At 41.9% G+C, this 20,785-nt stretch carries 12 protein-coding genes and 2 pseudogenes; 8 read left to right on the forward strand and 6 right to left on the reverse strand.

Annotation, left to right across the window (positions count from 1 at the left end; genetic code table 11):
- Window positions 1–137 precede the first annotated feature (137 nt).
- Together JCM19038_RS10400 and JCM19038_RS10405 are read left to right on the forward strand one after the other, a co-directional pair.
- The gene (locus JCM19038_RS10400; protein WP_042417567.1) at window positions 138–1,571 is read left to right on the forward strand and encodes a sodium:solute symporter; all 1,434 of its coding nucleotides are present in this window, start codon (window positions 138–140) and stop codon (window positions 1,569–1,571) included.
- Complete coding sequence (locus tag JCM19038_RS10405; protein ID WP_042417570.1) at window positions 1,568–3,196, forward strand: amidohydrolase; 1,629 nt, start codon at window positions 1,568–1,570, stop codon at window positions 3,194–3,196. Before JCM19038_RS10400 ends, JCM19038_RS10405 begins: the two co-directional genes overlap by 4 nt.
- A gap of 72 nt (window positions 3,197–3,268) precedes the next feature.
- Here JCM19038_RS10405 and allB read toward each other — a convergent pair whose 3' ends face one another.
- The 5 genes and pseudogenes from allB to JCM19038_RS10430 form a co-directional block, all read right to left on the reverse strand.
- Window positions 3,269–4,690: an allantoinase AllB gene (gene allB / locus JCM19038_RS10410; protein ID WP_042417572.1), complete on the reverse strand. Its 1,422-nt coding sequence runs from the start codon at window positions 4,688–4,690 to the stop codon at window positions 3,269–3,271.
- Window positions 4,691–4,723: 33 nt separating this feature from the next.
- The gene (locus JCM19038_RS10415) at window positions 4,724–5,962 is read right to left on the reverse strand and encodes a Zn-dependent hydrolase (protein WP_042417573.1); all 1,239 of its coding nucleotides are present in this window, start codon (window positions 5,960–5,962) and stop codon (window positions 4,724–4,726) included.
- A gap of 66 nt (window positions 5,963–6,028) precedes the next feature.
- Window positions 6,029–7,635, reverse strand: a pseudogene (locus tag JCM19038_RS10420) (ABC transporter substrate-binding protein).
- A 19-nt stretch (window positions 7,636–7,654) separates the two neighbouring features.
- Complete coding sequence (locus tag JCM19038_RS10425) at window positions 7,655–9,085, reverse strand: amidohydrolase family protein (protein ID WP_042417575.1); 1,431 nt, start codon at window positions 9,083–9,085, stop codon at window positions 7,655–7,657.
- A gap of 96 nt (window positions 9,086–9,181) precedes the next feature.
- Window positions 9,182–9,856 carry a DUF1028 domain-containing protein gene (locus JCM19038_RS10430; protein ID WP_042417578.1) on the reverse strand — a complete coding sequence of 225 codons (675 nt, stop codon included), beginning with the start codon at window positions 9,854–9,856 and terminating at the stop codon, window positions 9,182–9,184.
- A gap of 257 nt (window positions 9,857–10,113) precedes the next feature.
- Between JCM19038_RS10430 and JCM19038_RS10435 the strand changes: the two genes are divergently transcribed.
- The 4 genes from JCM19038_RS10435 to JCM19038_RS10450 all read left to right on the forward strand — a co-directional run bounded on the left by JCM19038_RS10435 (window position 10,114) and on the right by JCM19038_RS10450 (window position 15,752).
- The gene (locus JCM19038_RS10435) at window positions 10,114–10,878 is read left to right on the forward strand and encodes an IclR family transcriptional regulator (RefSeq protein WP_042417581.1); all 765 of its coding nucleotides are present in this window, start codon (window positions 10,114–10,116) and stop codon (window positions 10,876–10,878) included.
- A gap of 310 nt (window positions 10,879–11,188) precedes the next feature.
- Window positions 11,189–12,610, forward strand: coding sequence for an amidohydrolase (locus tag JCM19038_RS10440; RefSeq protein WP_042417584.1), 1,422 nt, complete (start codon window positions 11,189–11,191; stop codon window positions 12,608–12,610).
- Between the two features lie 20 nt (window positions 12,611–12,630).
- Window positions 12,631–14,163, forward strand: a complete 1,533-nt coding sequence (locus JCM19038_RS10445; protein ID WP_042417587.1) for an AbgT family transporter — start codon at window positions 12,631–12,633, stop codon at window positions 14,161–14,163.
- Window positions 14,164–14,609: 446 nt separating this feature from the next.
- Window positions 14,610–15,752: a S8 family peptidase gene (locus JCM19038_RS10450; protein WP_042417589.1), complete on the forward strand. Its 1,143-nt coding sequence runs from the start codon at window positions 14,610–14,612 to the stop codon at window positions 15,750–15,752.
- Window positions 15,753–16,141: 389 nt separating this feature from the next.
- On the opposite strand, the gene JCM19038_RS10455 is transcribed toward JCM19038_RS10450, so the two are convergent.
- The gene (locus JCM19038_RS10455; RefSeq protein WP_052361447.1) at window positions 16,142–17,719 is read right to left on the reverse strand and encodes an ABC transporter substrate-binding protein; all 1,578 of its coding nucleotides are present in this window, start codon (window positions 17,717–17,719) and stop codon (window positions 16,142–16,144) included.
- 185 nt (window positions 17,720–17,904) lie between these two features.
- Here JCM19038_RS10455 and JCM19038_RS10460 point away from each other — a divergent pair.
- Together JCM19038_RS10460 and JCM19038_RS10465 are read left to right on the forward strand one after the other, a co-directional pair.
- Window positions 17,905–19,076, forward strand: a pseudogene (locus JCM19038_RS10460) (M20 family metallopeptidase).
- A gap of 138 nt (window positions 19,077–19,214) precedes the next feature.
- A complete protein-coding gene (locus tag JCM19038_RS10465) occupies window positions 19,215–20,774 on the forward strand; it encodes an ABC transporter substrate-binding protein (RefSeq protein WP_042417590.1) in 1,560 nt (519 codons plus the stop codon).
- Window positions 20,775–20,785 lie beyond the last annotated feature (11 nt).

The raw sequence follows: 20,785 nt of genomic DNA on the forward strand, positions 1-20,785 counted from the left end.
ATGTGTTTTGTCAGGATATTTAACAGAATAAAGTGTGATTTTGACAAAAAAGTGAAGGAATCTACACATTCTGCATGGAATATAGCAATAGTGAATGATCAAAACAAAACGCTCCAAAGAATGAAAGGATGACTTCCATGTTTAACGATCAAGAAATGATGATCATTACGATTGCAGTAATTGTGTACTTTTTCTTTTTGTTCGGCTTTAGTATATGGGTAAGTCGAGGTGTCAAAACCTACGATGACTATAATGTTGCTGGTCGTGGTGTACGAATGTTTTCGCTTATTCTTACGTTTGTTGCGACCGCGATTGGTGGTTCGATTTTACTCGGGTATATGACGAGTGGATATGAAATCGGGATGGGTCAACAATGGGCGAACATCGGGATCTTTATTTTCTCCGTCGTGCTCGTGTTATTCTTTGCAAAGCGTATTCGCATGCTTGGTGAGAAGCATAACATGGTCACTCTCGGTGACTTTACAGCGCTTCGTTACGGGGAAAAAGCACGCCTTCCAACCGTCATTGCTGTATTAATGGCGTATTGTTCCATTACAGGGATGCAGTTTGTATCGATTGCTACGATTCTAAGTTTTACGATGGACGTTAACTTTACTGTCGGGATTATCATCGGTTGGGTTTTACTTACGATTAAAACGTATTTCGGCGGTCTAAAAGCTGTCGTCTTGCAAGATGCGATTCACGGTACCGTTCAAACCGTCGGAATCTTCCTGCTTTTCTTTGTTGTGATGTATTATTCAGGTGGCTGGCAAAATGTTGAACAAAATGCAAGGGAAGCTGGAGACGGTTGGATGTTGTCGATATCTAGCTTGCCAACGCAAGAGATCTTCGTTTTTCTTTTAACAATTGGTGCGTATCAATGTGTTCGCCAGGACTTGTGGCAACGTTTCTGGGCAGCAAGTTCTGAGAAAACGATGAATATCGGGTATTGGATTTCCATTATTCTGTCCGCATTAACAGGTGTTGTTGTCGTCTTAATTGGGATTATGAGTTTACACGGCTTGAATATGACGATTGATCCTACGCTCGTTTATTATGAAGTCGTTGGAGAAGTATTCCCGTTCTCGCTCGTTTTAATTATGATTTTAGCGTTATTAGCGACGGTTATATCAACGGCAGATTCTTTCTTCATCTCAGGTGCTTCCTCAATTGTGAATGACATTATTGGTCCGAGAGTGAAGAACCCGAGCAACCAAAAGATGTTGTTCTACAGTCGGGTTAGTGTTGGTATTGTCTCGGTGATTGCACTCTTATTAGCGTTGTATATTCCGCAATTGGTCAGTCTTTGGATAACAGGAACTGCGATGCTCGTATCAGGAATGTTAGCTCCGATTATGGTCGGTCTCGTCTGGGGTGGCGTAACAAAGATCGCGGGTCTCGCCTCCATGTGGAGTGGATTAGTGACCTCAATTGTTTGGCAATTGCTTGATCATCCATTTGGTTTACACCCTGTTTTTGTCGGGTTGCCATTGTCCATTATTGTGTTGTTTACAGTCACGTTTGTCACGACTAACCGAAATCGAGATGCGAATAGGAGCGAAGCGCTATGATGTTATATGCAGATTTAATTGTTACTAATGCTAGAGTCTATTCAATGGAAGTTGAAGGGGAACACACTGAGAGTTTTGCGATAAAGGACGGACGTATTCTTGCCATTGGCGCCTATGTAAAGATTGATGAATTGAAGGGACCAGATACAGCGATTTATGATGCAGATTCAAAAGCTGTATTACCGGCATTCATCGAAAGTCATGCACACCCTCTAGATTTTGCAAAAAAACAACTCGAGTTGGATTTAAGACCGAGAATGACACCGAATCGTGAAGCTATTATTCAAGCGATAAAACAAGAAGTCGCCAAAAAGCAAAAGGGCGAGTGGATCATTGGAGCAGGTTGGGATGAGAATTTAATGGAAGGAAAGCGTTTTGTCACGATGGCGGATCTTGATGAAATTGCGCCTGAACATCCGGTGTTCTTACTTCGGACGTGTGTACACAACGCCATGGTGAATACGAAGGCCTTTGAATTGAGTGAGATTGCACTTGATGCGAATGACCCTGAAGGTGGTTCGTTTGAACGCGATGAATCTGGAACGTTAACAGGTTATGTGATGGAAGACGCGATGAGTGTATTTAAGACACCGACGTATTCAATTGAAGACACGAAGCGGGCCTGGAAAATTGCCGAAGAGATTTTCCTAAGTTGGGGCATTGCCACGATCAATGACATGGCAACAGGCAAAGAAGAGTTCAAAGTGTACCAGCAACTACAAAAAGAAAACCGACTACGCTTAAATGTTGGCATGTGGTTATGGGGACGTACGCAAATGAGCCGGACAGGATTGCAAGAAGAAATCACGACCTTAGGCATTGAATCTGGCTTTGGTAATGAGCAATTAAACGTTCAAGGCATTAAATTTATGATCGATGGAAGTGTTGGAGGCAAAACGGCAGCGGTAGCTGAACCTTTTGAAGGAACAGCTAATAACTACGGAATTGTCTACTTGAAACAGAGTGAATTAAATGACCGCTTCAAAAAAGCAATTCAAAATAATTTGCGAATTTCTGTTCATGCCATCGGTGAGCGTGCACTTGAAATGGCGCTTCAAGCGTTCGAATATGCAGAGATACAGAAGTATCCACATATAGAGAGGCACCGTATTGAACACGCGATCTTACCAACAGAAGATCACCTAAAGCGAATGCAAAAGCTTAGCATTATTGCGGGTTCTTCCATTGGTTTCCTCTATAGTATTGGTGATGGCTACGTGAACAATTTAGGACACGAACGCGTAAAGCGCGCGTTTCCACACCAGAAGTTCAAAGCATACGGGATTGTAGCTCCTGGAAATTCCGATTTGCCAGTAACGGAAGGGAACCCTTTTCTTGGTGTCTACACAGCCGTTACGCGCACGACGAGTAGCGGAACGAAAACCGATCGTAGCGAAAGCTTATCTGTATATGACGCATTATGTGCTTACATGATTGATGCTGCATACGGCAATTTCGATGAACACAAGCGTGGTACATTAACCGTAGGAAAGAAAGCCGACTTTATGGTCGTCTCGCATGACCCGTTTGTTGTCCAAGAAGAGCAACTTAAAGACATCCAAGTAATCGCAACCTACGTGGAAGGTGTAGAACAGTATCGAGTCGGTGAGGAAGTGAAGGTTTAAACAATGTCGTGCAAAGATAAAAATTGCAATAAAAACAGGGTCTAGTTCAATAAATACTAGACCCTGTTTTTGTTAGTTAAACGGTAACGATTGCTTTCTCTTTTTTGTGATAAGTTTGCCTTGACCTGGTTTTCCAAAGAGAATTCCATCATTCATAACCATCTGACCACGAACGATCGTTTGAACTGGCCAACCTTTTATTTTTTTGCCATGATACGCGGTCACTTTACTTTTACTGTGCAGTTGTTCCCGGTTGATCGTTCTTTCTTTGTTCATATCAACAATTGTAATGTCCGCATCGCTTCCAGGTGTGAGGCACCCTTTTTGAGGATGCACACCAAAAAGTTTGGCAGGTGTAACAGATAATAAACGGGCAACGTCTTGTAATGAGAGTTTACCTTCAGTAACCCCGTGTAACATAAGGGGCACTAGAGTCTCGACTCCGCACATGCCAGCAGGAATTGACCAAAGTCCCCCATTTTTTTCTTCTTCGGTATGAGGAGCGTGATCTGAACAAACGTGAGAAATCGTTCCATCCGTAATCCCTTGCCAAATGCGCTCTTGATCGCTTTTGTATTTAACGGGTGGGTATACTTTCATATGTGGTCCAACACGAGCGAAGTCTTCATTGCTCAAAAACAAATAGTGTGGGCATGTCTCTACAGTGATAGGTAACCCTTCCGCTTGGGCATCTCGAATGAGGTCAAGTGCATCACCTGAACTAATATGTAACACATGGAAACGCACACCGGTTTCACGTGCGAGCTCAATGCCGGTTTTAACAGTAAGTACTTCTGCAAGAGCTGGTCGTGTTGCGATGAGGTCTTCATAACTTTTACCTCCGCGAGCTTCTACTTGTTCGGTTAATGTTTGAATTAGATCATTATTCTCAGCATGTACTGCGAATACTTCGCCCGTCTTCTGTACTTCTTGCATCATCGTATATACGTCACCATCGTGAAATGGAGGAATAACGTCTTCCATTCCAGGTTTGTAGTTGTACATGAGCTGGTATGTTTTTGCGTGTACTGCGTATCCCCAAAAAAATTTGAACCCAATAACGCCTTTTTGTTGAAGTGAAGGTAAGTGTTCATTGTTTAAATCTCCAACACATATTCCCCAAAGTGCGAAATCTACAAATGCTTTTTTGCTTAAATTATCGACTTGACGATCAAAGTTCTCAGCGTGATTCACAGGTGGGGAAGTGTTCGGCATTTCAAATACCGTTGTAATTCCCCCGGCTGCTGCAGCGCGAGTGCTATGAATAAAATCCTCTTTATACGTTGGTCCTGGATCCCTTGAATGGATATGGGTGTCAATAAAACCTGGAAAAACATAATGACCAGTAGCGTCAATCGTTTCGAGACTATCCCCTGTAAGTTGTTCATGAGTCACTGCGCTAATTTTTCCTTCACGAATGTAGATGTTTGCTTTGAATTGTTCAGTATCTGTCACAATCGTACCATTTTCTATTTTCATATCCCATGTTGTCATGGTGAACGCCTCCTGAATGGTTAGATGATTATGTTAGCGTGATGCTTCTCGCCTAATGGCAGTAATTAAGACGTTTGTGCCTGCTGCAATTTGTTCAACCGTTGAGTATTCGGTTGGGTCATGACTGACACCATTTTTACATGGAACGAAAATCATTCCAGTAGGCCAGAGTTTAGCCATGTTCATCGCATCATGACCAGCACCACTTGGCATGTTCTCATAATGAATATCGATTTCTTCACAAGCACTCTGTAATCGTTCTTGGATATGACGTTCAATGACAATTGGAATTTCTTTACTTAGAACGGCAATTTCACAGGTCACACCTCGGTACTGCTCAATCACATAAGCTTTTTTGCGGATTTGTTGGTGTACTCGTTGTTTGGAAACCATACTTGTACTTCGAATATCAACGTAAAGCGTGACTTCACCAGGAATTACATTCATAGAGGCAGGAGTTACTTCGCAAATCCCAACGGTGGCTACCGTTTTATTTATGGCCTCAAGCTTGGCAGCGTCTTCTACGAATAAAATCATTTCAGAAGCGGCGACGAGTGCGTCTTTTCTTCGCATCATCGAAGTTGTACCGGTATGGTTTGCCTGACCTTGAAACGTCAGTTTTAATCGTGTTGGTGCAGCAATCCCGTTTACGATCCCAACTGGAACGTCTAAGCTTTCGAGCTCAGGGCCTTGTTCAATATGTAATTCAAAAAACGATTTAATGTCTGTCTTTGAACGGCAGGCTTTTTCAACAACTTCAGGATTTAACTTACATTGGCGTAGTGCTTCTGCTAGGCTGACGCCATCTTGGTCAGTTAGTGTAGACATCTTATCAATTGGGAATTCCCCGATCATCGCTTTGCTACCGAGCGTAGCGACGCCAAAACGTGAAGATTCCTCGCTTGCAAAAGCAATCAGTTCAATAGGATGGTGAGGTTGGATACGATGTTCATTGAAGAGGGCTACGACTTCCAAGCCCGCGACGATTCCTGCGGTTCCGTCAAATTGCCCGCCATTTCTTACAGTATCGAGATGCGAACCGATGGCAACGACAGGTTGAGTATCATCACTTCCTTTTAATCGAGCGATCGTATTGCCAACAGCATCTGTTCGAACAGTCATCCCTAAAGAAACGGCTAATTCAGAAAAGGTGTGATGAGCCCTGCGCTCATCTTCGGTATAGGCGAGACGGTTCATGCTCTGATTTGTTGAGATTGGAGTTCCATTTAACTTGCAAAAATACGATTCAATGCGTGACGTTGATGCTTGCATTACAGTCACCTCAATTCTAAATTTCTTCTATCGGATGAATAGAAAAAACCCCCTACGGGGTTCTTCCTATTCATCTTTTGTAACGTTCCATAATATCGGTCCAATTAAATCACGATAGTTTTCAATAGATTCACGATGTGCGACGAAGTTTTGTTTGTTACCGATTTTACTGATTGGTAAGTAGTCCCATACCGCCAGTTGTAAATCGTCGACATACGGTTGTGCATCTTCAATTGTACTTGCTTGTGTAATGTTCTTTAGCGCCTCATCAATCTCATCGCTTTCTGTCCAACCAGGATAACTCGACTCAGAACTTAAGAAAGGGTATTGATGGAGGGTTGGGCGAACAGCAAAGTCAACAACGAACAGGTCAAAGTTTTCTGGGTTATCACGTGCTTCTTCAAAGGAAGCCCAGTCATAGACGCTAAGTGATGCATTAAGCCCAATTTCTTCTAGCGCTTGTTGTGTATAGATGGCAATATTGTATAAGTTATCCACTTCACTTGTTGCTAAAATAACAACCTCTTCTCCCGCATACTCAGATTGTTCCACGAGTGTCTTCGCGGCTTCAATGTCATTTTGATTGTAGTTTTCTGAGCCAGCCTCACTATACCAGTGTGATTGATTAGGGTTTGCAAGTGCGGGGTCAAGACTATAAAAACGATCATCACTATATGCGGACATGAGTGCATCGTTCATATTAACCGCAGTATTGACTGCATGGCGAAGTGTGGGATCGCTCAGTGGTCCTTGATCGTTGTTGAACACGTAAGCCATAATGCCCCCATCACTTAAAAACTGTTCAACACCGTCAGACGCATCAATTTGGTCAGAGCTATCTAACGGAAGGTTAAATGCAATATCATACTCGCCAGTTGTTATTCCATTGACCCTCGTAGAGGCATCGGTAATAAAGTTAAAAAACACTTCGTCGACAAGCGCCTCTTTTTCTCCAGCTAGACCACTAGCTTCTCCCTCAGGTGATTGGTAGTCTTCAAATCTTGTTAAATGAACATGTTGATCTATTGACCACTCTTCTAACTGGAAGGGACCCGTACCGATATACTCGCTAATGCTTGCTGTTCCTGCTTCTTCAGCAATCTCTTTTGGCATAATTGCAGGTAATGGTGCAACATCAGCAAGAATGTTTGGTCCAATAAGAGTTGCCTCTTGTAGATGTAACTCAACAGTGTTCTCATCCACCTCTACCATTGTTGCATCTGGAAAGTTTGCGAGCCTTGGCTAGATTGGGTTAACCAACGCTCCATTGAAGCGACAACATCTTCAGCAAGCATCGGTTCTCCATTATGGAAAGTAACATTATCACGAAGAATAAATGTATACACGAGTCCATCATCGCTAACCTCAAAACGCTCCGCTAATGACGGTTGGACTTCATAGTCTTCGTCAATGGCAAGTAATTGTTCAAATACATGGCGACTCACATCTCGTGTAGCTGTATGTGGTGTAATATGAGGATCAAGCGTAGCTGGGTTTGTTCCATAGCCTAAGTTCAATGTTCCTCCTGAATCCACGTCGTCAGCTGTCGCTTCTTGGTCATTTGCAGACTCGCTTTCTGTATTTGCCGATTCACTCTCACTGTTATCACAAGCGGTCGTTAATGCTAACGCACTTAACCACAAGGCCATCGTCGTTTTTCTCATCTTAATCATCGTTTTACCCCCAAGTTAATTATAGTTGGCATAGGCTCATATAAGATGCGTTTTTTGAAATAGCAAAATCTTCAGGGCTGATTTTGCTCGTAATGCGATTGGCTTCCTGCTGACACTCATACATTATTTTTTCCTCATCAACGGTTGTATAACTTCCTTTGTAATAAAGTGTTTTACCACTCACCATCACCCGTTCAATTTCATTTCCTCGCGCAGAGTAAATTAGGTTTGGGATATGGTTACGCATTGGTTCTTTAATAATGGGTTGCATCGTTTTATGACTCAAATCAATGAACTGCAAGTCGGCTTTTTTTCCAGGTTCAAGTGACCCCACGTCTTGACCAATCCCAAGGGCGTGTGCACCTTCAATTGTTGCCATTCGTAATACTTGATAGGCGGGAAACACTTCAGGGTCTTGGTGAATGATTTTATTAAAGAGAGCAGTTAATTTCATTTCATTAATTATTTGATTGCAATTGTTTCCTGAACATTGGTCACTCCCAAGTCCTACATATCCACCAGCTTTTTTAAATTGTGCTGCGGGAGGGACTCGACCAGCGATGACTCCAATGGAACCGGAACATAAAATCATGGAGACTTTTGCTTTGGCGAGACGGTCAATTTCTTCATCATTGGCTTCTGTAAGGTGAGCAGCAATGAGTCGCTCATTCAGAAAACCTCGCTCTTCTAGAAAATCAATTGACCCTTGACCATAGCGATTCATTATTTGTTCAGTCTCACGCGTACTCTGTGCTACGTGCATATGGATACCGATGTTTTTATCAACGGAAAGCTGACGTACCGTTTCAAGTAATCGTTCACTGAGGAAGTCTGGACCTTGCGGACCGAGCAATGCTGTAATTCTGTTATCGTCATACCCATGCCACTCTTCAATAAGACGAATATTTTCTTCTAACGATTCTCGTCCTTTTTGTTCGTCAAAAGGATACAAATCGCCATCTTTAAGCAAGTGTTGAACATCATCTGGTACCTCTCGAATATGACTTGTAAGTCTAGCTCGAGCCCCCAATTGGCTAAAAAATTGGGCAATCTCATGAATCGGAGTTGAGTAATCAGCAAAAGTTGTTGTACCAGCCGCTAGACCCTCAAGCAAATTCATCTTACTTCCTGCCAATTTCGCCTGATCGTCAAGGTACTTTCTGAAAGGGCCAACCCCTTTGTGCATCCAATTTTTTGTGTCTTGTCCAACCCCGCGAAGCGTTCCCCAATAGGAATGCATGTGACCATCAATAAAACCTGGCAAGACCATTTTTCCTGAGGCATTGATCGTTTCAGAAGGTGAATACTGTTGAATTAAGTCTTTCGTAACACCAACTTCAACAATCTTTCCATTGGCAATTGCGATTGCTCCGTCATCAACAAATCCAACACCTTCACCCGCCATCGTAAACAAGTCTGCATGAGTAATTAACATGTCAATCTTAGTCATCTCACGATCATCCCTTCTATACTTTACGTGATCGATAGAACGGTATTTTTAAAGTCAAATTACTAAACGTTTTTTGTGGTTTATGTAGACAACAAACTATAAATTTGGATTCAAAGCCTTTTGACGATAGGTATCTGCGTGGTTTCGCCATACTTCCCATAGCTTTTTCATAGAATTGAGAGGATCGTCACTCCAATCGACACGTAAATCAATATATGGGAATGTGGTATCGGTGTATATGACAAGAGCGATTGATTTCTCATCTTTCACTTCTCCACCTAGATTAAAACCAACCTCTATTGCGTCTAGTAGACGATCTGGGAAAGATAAGTGATGGTTTGTTAGATATTGTTCTGCCATTGATTTAGGTATTTCAGGGTTGCTAAGGTAATTGCCAACGGTTGCAACATTTTTTTCACAATAGTGACCAGCGTGAGGGCCAAAAGCATTTTCTCCGGTAAATGCATCAGAATGACCATCTTTGTCGACCACCGCTAACTGCCTGTATTCTGGGTATGGGGTTGCTGCTTTCATAGCTCGAAGAGCTGATGAAGCGTCAAACCGATCTTGTAAAATAGTCATTCCAATTCGTGCAAGCCTTGGGTCTGTCATGTTCTGTGAGAGAACAATTCCTGTATCACTTTGACATTGTATGACTCTTGCTCCAACAGCAGGGCTACTCGTTGTAACAATGGCTCCGAATGCATTGGTTTTGTCACAGCGAGCAGCGACAGAAAAAGTCGTTGATACAAAAATTTCAGAGTCAGTCATTTGGTACCTCCTTCTCATCGTTCCGTTCAAAGGAACGACATTCCCTTAATGTGAATTTAACTTAACTTAAATTTCTGAAAATGTCTAGATGATTGTAAGAATTTATATCAACTTAGATTTTATTACGTATAAAACGAGGCAGTTAACGATAATTTCCAGAGGTAGATTTTTCTATATGATTAATTTATAGTGTAGGTTAATTGTAGAGTGTTCCTGTAAGTAGAACGGTGGTCTTAAATTTGTGTGGAGGTGAAATTGTGGAGTGGTTAGATCGTTTTACGATTGTAATGGATTCTGTGAGCGAAGCGACAGTGGATGGAATTGGAATTAGTCAATTGTCACGAGATAGTGAGATTAGTAAGAGTACATTGCATCGCATGCTTAAAAGCATGATTGAAAAGGAACTTGTCGCACAAAACGAGGTTACTAAAAATTATTATTTAGGACCTCGAGCAATGCAGTGGGGGAGTCGTTTTATTCAAAGTCAAGACCCTAGTGAACGGTTAAGAACTTATTGCAAAGATGTTGCAAAAGTTACTGGGCTATACACCTATTTAAGTAAATACCAAGCGAACCAAGTGTATTGCATTTATTCATATCAACCTTCAAACATTCGAAACAACTATTTTGTACGAGTCGGTCAACAAATGCCCGCTCATTGTTCATCATCTGCTAAGGCAATTCTTGCCTATAAATCAGAATCAGAATTTATAAAGATGGCAGGTGGGGAGCCTTATGATGTATTCACAAGTCATACAATTCGTGATGCAAGCGCATTGAGTGATGAATTACAAAAGGTAAGAAAAGAACAAATTGCTTATTGTTTAGAAGAAATGGAAACAGGAATTTCAGCAATTTCAATTCCTTTTTTTCATAGTCAACAAGAGACAGATGTGTGTTTGAGTGTCGTTGGTGATAGCAATACCATTCTAAAGAATATGGAAGAGATTAAAGTTGAACTAAAAAGCACTGCAAAAAAAGCGAGTCATTATTTACAAAATGCACAAATCTTAGGTGTTTAAATTTAATAAACACACCGAAGTGTTTATGGTGTGTTTGTTTTTGTGCGTTCGTTATTTAATTGCTTTGAAAAGATGTAGTAAAGTTAAAAAAGCGTGTAAGAAAAGCTACAATTCATTTCCCTTGTTTTCCTTAGTTAGAGCGTAATGATGCTATATTCAAATAGTTAATAGATAGTTCATAATATTACTAATTCACCTGATTTGTTTCACTAAATAAATCTTTGTGATAGGATAATTCTAATTTAACGCTTACTATTCACAAATAAAATAACAACAGCAATTTTCTGTTAATAATAAGGGAGTTTTGTGTATGTCAGTACAGCAATTCATAACGAAACATATGGACGACAATCGATCTGAATATGAAAGAATCGCAAAACAAATTTGGGATACACCAGAACTTCGGTTTGAAGAAGAACAATCTTCGAAAACATTAGCGGATTATATTGAGTCACAAGGGTTCGATGTTGAATGCGGCATCGCAAACATCGATACAGCGTTTCGTGCGAGCTATGGAAGTGGTGCACCGGTTATTGCGTTTCTCGGTGAATTCGATGCGCTTTCAGATCTAAGTCAAGTCGAGAATGAGACAAGTTATTCTCCGAAGATTCAAGGTGGCAATGGACACGGCTGTGGTCACCATATGCTAGGGACGGCTGCATTAGCGGCAGCCATTGCTGCACGAGATTATATGGTTGAAAACAACTTGCCAGGCACGATTGAGTTCTACGGTTGCCCAGGAGAAGAAGGTGGTTCAGGTAAGACCTTTATGGCACGTGAAGGTGTTTTCGATAACATTGACACTGCAATAACTTGGCACCCAGGAACATTCAATACAGTCTGGGCGTTTGAGACTTTGGCAAATTATCAAGTGTCGTTTAAGTTCAAAGGCAAAGCTTCGCATGCAGCAGCTAGCCCACACCTCGGTAGAAGTGCTTTAGATGCCGTTGAATTAATGAATATTGGCTCTAATTATTTACGTGAACATATTGAAGAAACGTCACGACTGCACTATGCCATTACAAACACAGGTGGTATTTCACCAAATGTTGTGCAGCCGGAGGCGGAAGTTCTTTACTTAATGCGTGGAACAACGGTTCAAAAGGCCAAGAATGTATTCGAGCGTGTTCAAAAGATTGCAGAAGGTGCGGCACTTATGACTGAAACGGAATTGGATGTTCGTTTCGACAAAGCTTGTACGAACTATGTTCGTAATCATACGCTCGAAGAAGTGATGAACAACGAAATGGCAGCGTTCGATGAACCGGAATTTACAGATGAAGAAAAAGCGCTTGCGAAGAAATTCTACGACACGTTGAGTGAGAGTGAGCAACAAAGCGCCGTTGAAGAAGTACGTAAAGTATCTTCAGAGTCACTACCAACAGATCTACCAGAACTAGCGATTCCATCAACTCCTGGGGAGAAGCGTCTAGCAGGTTCTACGGATGTTGGCGATGTGAGTGCGATTGCCCCAACGGTACAGTGCTATACAACTTGTTACGCCTTTGGAACACCAATGCACACGTGGCAAATGGTCGCACAAGGGAAGACATCGTATGCAATGACGGGTATGCTTTATGCGGCGAAGTTAATGTCAGGAACAGCGGCTCAATTGCTTCACTACCCAGAGAAGATTGCAACGGCAAAAGAAGAGTTAAACGAACATTTAGGCGGAAAGCCGTATGAATGTCCAATCCCAGAAGGGATTACACCAACGAAAATTTCACACTAAAATCATCGAGGTGAATTGCTATGCAACCAAATTCTTCTTCGGTGATGAATCGAATTCTTAACCGAGTTGAATGGCTTGGGAATAAGTTACCCCACCCATTTATCTTATTCGTTTATCTAGCAGTCGCAATTATTATCATTTCATGGATTGTTAGTCTTTTTAGTGTCTCTGTTGAGCATCCGATGAGCGGGGAAACCATTGAAGCGAAGAGTTTGTTCTCTGGTGAAGGTGTATTGTTTATGATTGAATCGATGATCACGAACTTCACCGGCTTTGCTCCATTAGGATTAATTTTAACGATGATGCTCGGAATCGGGCTTGCGCAACAAGTCGGTCTTTTTGATACGCTAATGAAAGCGACGATTATGCGTGCACCAACTGCACTTGTTACGTACGCAATTATTTTTGCTGCTGTTCTCGGTAACATCGCTTCCGATGCAGCGATGATTATTATACCTCCGCTTGCAGCGATGGTTTTCTATTCCTTAGGGCGAAATCCGATTGCAGGAATGTGTGCCGGGTTTGCCGGGGTAACAGCAGGGTTTACAGCGAACATCTTAATTGCAGGTACAGATGCACTTTTGGCAGGGATTACAACGGAAGCAGCTCGCTCTCTTGATCCCGATATTCTCGTTACACCTGTTGATAACTGGTTCTTTATGAGCGTATCAACATTCATGGTCGTACTTGTTGTAGGTTTGGTTACTACGAGAATTATTGAGCCAAGACTCGGGAAGTTCGATGAAAGTTATGCAGAGCCTGCGGTATTAAACGAATCTGCAGAAAAACCAAAGCGAAAAGAAATGTTAGGTTTGCTTTATGCTGGGATCGGTACAATTGTATATGTTGGGATCGTACTCGCATTGATTCTACCAGAGGGGTCTGTATTCCGCGGTGAAGGCGGCTCATTTATTCCGTCACCATTCTTATCGAATATCGTTCCGTTTATTTTGATATGGTTTATCGTTGTTTCTGTTGCATATGGTGTCACAGTTGGTTCGGTTAAGAGACCAGGTGATGTTCCAATGCACATGACAGAAGCGATGAAAAGTATGGTGCCATACATCGTTCTCGTGTTTGCAATCTCGCAATTTATTGCTTACTTCAACTGGACGAATTTGAGTACTATCTTAGCTGTTAACACGTCCGAGTTCTTAGAAGGAATCGGATTTACAGGCTTAGGATTAATGGTCGCATTTATCATTCTTGCAACCTTACTAAATCAGGTCATTACGAGTGGTTCTGCGCAATGGGCATTAATGGCTCCTGTTTTTGTTCCGATGCTCATGCTTCTCGGATATGATCCAGCATATGCGCAACTCGCCTATCGAATCGGTGATTCAGCGTCTTCCGTACTAACGCCGTTGAATCCCTACTTAATTATGGTTCTCGGTTTTATGAAGCGATACGATAGCAGACTAGGTTTAGGAAGTATTATTTCATTAATGATTCCATACGCACTCTTCGTACTTGCTGTTTGGATCGTTCTATTCGTCATTTGGACATTACTCGGCTTGCCGATCGGTCCAGGTGTAGACATCTATTTGGATTAAAGAATTCATAGGCCGCCCCTCTGTCAGTAGAAACAGGGGGGCGTCTTTCATTTGGGGTTCTATAAGTACTCTGATCCAAGGTTAGTAGACGAAATTTTTGTCGCTAAACCGTTCACATGGCGCTGTTAAAGAGAAAAAACCTAAAAAAACGGCTAGGTATTACGAATGGTTTTGCTTTTAAGAAAAAAGACTACCAAGCAGAAAGTCTCGTTATCTTAGGAAAACATTTCAATGGTTTATATATCAAGGGTTAGGCGCTCGTATTTCCATATTTATACCAGTTGAAATGTAAGTGATTAGTCCTGAGAAAATCTAGTCGGAAGGAATTAGAAATGCTAGATCCGTTGATAGATCAATGGGTCAGTCTATTTATTATATTTTAACAATTCAAAAAATGTGCTATTCTTTTCGTGAGGGTACTAATCCAATAAGAGGAGTGAGATTCTATGAAGAAGCCTTGGAAAATGCTATCTACTACAGCAGTTTTTGCGACCGCATTCGGTGTAAGTGTATCAGTGGTTAACGCCGCAGAGGATGAGAAAGCGCAGTACTTAATTGGGTTTGATGACATCACTTTGGCCACAGAATTCGTAGATGAACACGAAGTGTCCGAAGACCAACTTGTTGCAACATCATCAGGAGAAGACATCGATATTGACGTGTTGCATGAATTTGAACACATTCCGGTATTATCAGCAGAGCTTGATAAAGAAGACGTAACTGAATTGAAAGAGAATGACGCGATTGCGTATATTGAAGAAGATATTGAAGTGACGATCTCGCAAACGATTCCTTGGGGAATTGATCGTGTTAATGCACCGGCAGCTAATGCGAGTGGTGTGACAGGTGGCGGTGTGAGTGTCGCAATCTTGGATACTGGAATCTCTACACATGAGGATTTAAACATTCAAGGTGGTGAAAGTTTCGTTCCTGGTGAACCAGGAATTGATGATGGAAATGGACACGGTACACATGTAGCGGGTACGATTGCAGCACTTGATAATGATCTAGGGGTTCTTGGTGTATCGCCTGACGTTGATCTATATGCGGTTAAAGTGTTAGGTTCTGATGGCTCAGGGAATATTAGTTCAATTGCTGAAGGGCTTGAATGGGCAGGTGAAAATGGAATGGATGTTGCAAATATGAGTTTGGGTAGTCCATTACCAAGTCCAACTCTTGAACAAGCAGTTGATGAAGCGACCGATCGTGGTGTGCTTGTTGTAGCAGCATCTGGAAATTCAGGCGCCTCTTCTATTGGTTATCCTGCAGCCTATGATAATGCGATGGCAGTAGGTGCAACGACTCAAAACGACACGCGTGCTAGCTTTTCTCAATATGGAGCAGGTTTAGATATTGTAGCTCCAGGAGTAGGGGTAGAAAGTACGTATCCTGGTGGAGGCTACCGTAGTCTTGATGGTACATCGATGGCAGCACCTCACGTAGCTGGAGTTGCAGCGCTTGTACTTGAACAAAACCCTTCGTGGTCACCACAGCAAGTGCGTAATCACCTTAATGATACAGCCACAGATCTTGGTGACTCAAACCAATACGGTAGCGGTCTTGTTGATGCCGTTTCTGCAACTGAGTAATCATTAGAAAAAACCTCTCAATCGATGATTGGGAGGTTTTTTGATGAGCATGCGCTGCTCACATATAGCCAGCTATGTTAGCAGAATAAGTGAAAAAACAGCCGGTTTCTCGTGCTCTGTTCACTAAGCCTGATCTGGAGTTCGTTTAAGCAAACAATCAGTAATATGTGGACATTTTGAAAAGATGGCTTCAACTTTGGAGCGAAAACCCCACAAACAAGCTTTTCTATTGGAATTCCAGCAATTCACCTTCAATTCTAGAGTGAAATCCCCACATAAATCGTTACGATAACTTTTTTTTGAAGTACACGTCCAAGCTCGCTTCTTAGAAAGAATCCTCGCTCTTGAAAAAAAGCTCCCAATCCACGGATTGGGAGCTTGCTATGTTTTTAATCCTCAATCGTCGTATTCCAAAGAATCGGGCCGATCAAGTCTTCGTAGTTTTGGACATTGCTACGAACACCTGTTAAGCCGGATGATTTACCGATGTTTAACATGGGCATGTCTTCATAGAATTGAACTTGTAATTCTTCGAAGACTTCAAATGCTTCTTCTTGTGTAGGTTGCTCTTTAATTTCATCAAGGAGTCGATCTAACTCTTCACTCTTTGTCCAACCGACGTAGGCTGCGCGTTTACTGAGCGTCGGGTATTGATGTGGAATGAGTCTTGTTGAGAAACTTGTAATGGCAATATCAAAGTTACTAGGGTCCTCAGAGAGTTCTAGATACGTCGGCCAATCGGTTACTTCTAAGACTGCATTCATTCCAAGCTCTTCAAGTTGCTGATGTAAAACGACCGCCGTGTTGTAAAGGGAATCATAATCTCTTGCAACTAGAATAACAACTTCTTCACCGTCATAACCCGCTTCATCTAGCATCTCCAGCGCGCGATCTGGGTCGTTTTGGAAGTAGTGTTCTTCACCAGCTTGTGAATGCCAATCAACTTGATCTTCGAACATGATACCTGCGTCTAATGTAAAGAATTCTTCCGATACGTAAGCGCCAAGCATGATAGCTTGATTGTCAATGGCGGTATTTACAGCTTGTCTCATGAGAGGATCGGTAAATACACCTTCCTCTTCATTGAAAATCCCTGTTTGTAAAGAACCTAAAGCTGTAACGAGTTCAACGTCTGGCTGTGCTTCAAGTTGATCAGCGTTATCGAGGGGAACTGTAATGATGACGTCGTATTCGCCAGTTTGCAAGCCAGCGATGCGTGTCGATGAGTCGGTGACAAATTCAAAGTATAAGTTCTCAATTAAAGCTTCTTTATGTCCAGAGAGTCCGCTTGCTTCCTCTTCAGATGGCACGTAATCTTCAAACCGCTGCATATGAATGTGCTGGTCTGTTTGCCAATCAACGAATTCGAATGGTCCAGTTCCAACATACTCATTAACGCCTGTACCATCGGCCTCATCCACGATTTCTTTTGGCATGATTGCTGCAATCTGAACGACTTCTGCTAACACGTGGAGAATTATGGAAGACGATTCATCCAGTTGAAGTTCAACGGTATAATCATCAACTTCAACAAACGTTGAATGTTCTAAATTAGAACGACCTTGTGTTGTCGTCTCTTTCCAACGTTCCATAGAGGCTACTACATCTTCAGCAATCATTTCCTTACCGTTATGAAAAAGCACACCTTGCCGCAAGTGAAACGTAATCGTCTTACCGTCGTCACTTTCTTCAATTGACTCTGCTAACATAGGTACAACTTCAAAGTCGTCATTAATTGTGACAAGCGCTTCATAAAAATGGCGTGTAATGTCACGAGTTGCAACGGCTGTTGTGATGTATGGATCGAGTGATTCTGGTTGAGCAGGATAGCCCACTCGTAATTCCTCTGCGATGGCATTATTTGTTGATGATGCATCCGTACTTTCTGTTACATCGCTACTATTATCATTATTACAGGCAACTAAAAGTCCTGCAGAAATGAGGCTTAAAGGCATCCATTTCTTCACATCTATTCCCCCCAAAGGTGTATTTGCAGAACAATTGTTCTAAGTATTAACGATTAGTGTACCTTAATTGATAGAAAATTCAATAGTTTTGCGAGAAAAATTAACAAAGTAGTGAAAAGATTGTGTAAGATGAGATATAGTAAACGTGAGCGCTTTATATTACGAGTAATAAGGAGGGGAATGGGATGGCACTTACATATCCATTAACAAATGAGGCAATTTTCACACAAATGGTAGAGTGGAGACGACACTTTCACCGCTATCCAGAGCTTTCATTTCAAGAGGTAGAAACACCAAAATACATTGCAGCTCTTTTGAAAGAATTAGGATTGGACGTACGTGAACAAGTAGGGGGCGTGGCATCGTTGCAACCCTTCATTGTGCTGGGGAAGGACCGACAGTTGCATTTCGGGCAGACTTTGATGCGTTGCCAATTCAAGAGGAGAACAACGTAGACTATGCTTCAGAAAATCCAGGAGTGATGCATGCGTGTGGTCACGATGGCCATGCAGCTGCGTTATTAGGTGTCGCACATTTATTGACAGAAATGAAAGAAGAATTAACTGGAAAGGTCGTCTTTATTTTTCAACATGCAGAAGAGTTGACGCCGGGTGGCGCGATTGCAATGGTTGAAGATGGATGTCTTGATGGGGTCGATGTTATTTTCGGTGCACACGTGTCTTCAGATCTAGAGCTTGGACTGTACAACGTACGTAGTGGTGCAATCATGGCTGCGGCGGATGCATTTTCAGTAGAGATTCAAGGCAAAGGTGGTCACGGGGCGAAACCACATACGACAATTGATCCAATTACTGCAGGAACATCACTCGTCAATGATTTACAACGAATCGTTTCTCGCCGGGTTGATCCAATTGATCAAGCCGTTGTTTCCGTATGTAAGTTCCAATCTGGGAATGCATTCAATGTTATTCCTGATACTGCGAGTGTTGCAGGAACAGTACGGACCTTTAATAAAGAGACGAGAACTCAAATTGAACGAGATATTGAGCGGATCGTGTCGGGGATAGAACTTACGGGCGATGTTACTTGTTCACTCACCTATACGAAAGGGTATCCGACCGTTGTGAATCATGAGAAAGAAACAGCAATCGTAAAAGAAGTCATGAAAGACATAGTAGGCGAGTCAGCGGTCATTGAACGACCACCGATGATGGGAGCAGAAGACTTTGCCTATTATTTAGAAAGTGTTCCGGGAACGTTTATTCATGTTGGTGCGATGACGGATGACCCAGATACACAATATCCTCATCACCATCCACGCTTTAACTTTGATGAACGAGCGCTTGGCAACATTGGAACGCTTTTTGTAAGTCTTGCAGAACACTATTTAAAATAATGAATAAGCCTATAGATCATACAGGTCTATAGGCTTAATTATTAAAATAACGTGCTAGAAGACCTGACAAAAGCCGTGAATGTTATTCCGAATTTTGTAAATATTATAGAGCGATAGTTTTTAAGGGAGGATAACTTGATGAGAACATACAAGAAGTTGATTGTAGGAACGGTACTTAGTGCGTTGGTATTGACAGCATGTGATTCAAGTGAAGAACCGACAGCTCAGGGAACAGATACTGGAGAAAGAACTGAACTTCGTGTCGCTTACTCTGCTCAACCTCCAATATTGGATCCCCATGAACAATTAGCGATTGCGGTGTCTGATGTTATGCGTCATGTAATGGAACCACTTGTGACGATCGATTCCGAATACAACGTAAAACCAATGTTGGCAGAATCTTTTGAACAAAGTGAGGATGGTACAGAGATTCAGTTTGTTTTACGTGAAGATGTTGTCTTTCATAATGGAAAACCGATGACAGCAGAAGACGTAGAGGCATCAATGAACAAATGGCTCGGCGCTGCAGGGAGTCGTAATCAATTTCATGAAGATGCTCACGTGGAAATTGATGGTGACTATGAAGTAACCCTTCATTTGCAACAACCGTTGGCAACGGCGTTGCCATTGATGGCATTTACGAGTACTGGTTTTCCAGGAATTATGCCAAAGGAAATCGTTGAAGAAGCGAATGAACAAGGGGTTAATGACTACATAGGCACTGGGCCTTATCAATTTGAAGAATGGGTAACGGATCAACACATTCATCTAAGTAAATATGAAGATTATGTTAGTAGTGACGTTCCTACCGACGGGTTAGCAGGTGAGAAGTCTTCAAACGTAGACGATATATACTTTGAATTTGTATTAGATCCAACAACGAGAATTTCTGGGGTTCAGACGGGCCAATACGATATTGCACACTCTGTTCCATTTGATAGTGCTGAACAAATGGATGCAGATCCAAATCTTGAAAACTTGTACTATCCTGGTGGGTTTTTAAATGTTCACTTCAACAAACGAGAAGGATTTTTTGTTGATCAAGAAGCGAGGCAATCTCTCGTAAAATCGATGAACAATGAAGCCATTTTGACAGGGGCGTACTCAAACGATAATTTCTATGATTTAAATCACAACATTATGATGTATCACCAATTGAACAATTGGGATAGCGATGAAGGACTTGACGTGTATGAACAACAAGATCCGAGTGTGATGGAAGGTTATTTAGATGCAATTGATTATGCCGGTGAACCGATTACGATTATTACGACGAGAGACTATGAAGATCAATACAATGGTGCAGTCGTATTACAAGAACAAATGCAACAACTAGGAATGAACGTTGAGCTTGAAGTGTACGATTGGCCAACGTTACTGGAAGTGAACCAAGATGAATCAGCGTATGATATTTATGTGATGGGGAATGTCTCAGTACCAGAACCGTCGTCCAATTATTATTTTGATCCAAATTATCCTGGATGGACAACCCTTCCAGATGAGCTATTTGAACTTCGCAATGCCGCTTCCGTAGAAGATGGTATCGATGCGTATGATGATTTGTTGGCGTGGTATTGGGAAGAGGTACCTGTTTACAAAGTTGGTGACTATACACGTTTTCTTAGTTATTCTACCGATGTTGAAGGGCTTGATTATCTTGAAGGATTTGTGCTCTGGAACATCCAAAAAGAAAATTAAAACAAAAGGTT

It is taken from the genome of Geomicrobium sp. JCM 19038 (assembly GCF_000698125.1).
Taxonomy (GTDB): Bacteria; Bacillota; Bacilli; order Bacillales; family Marinococcaceae; genus Geomicrobium_A.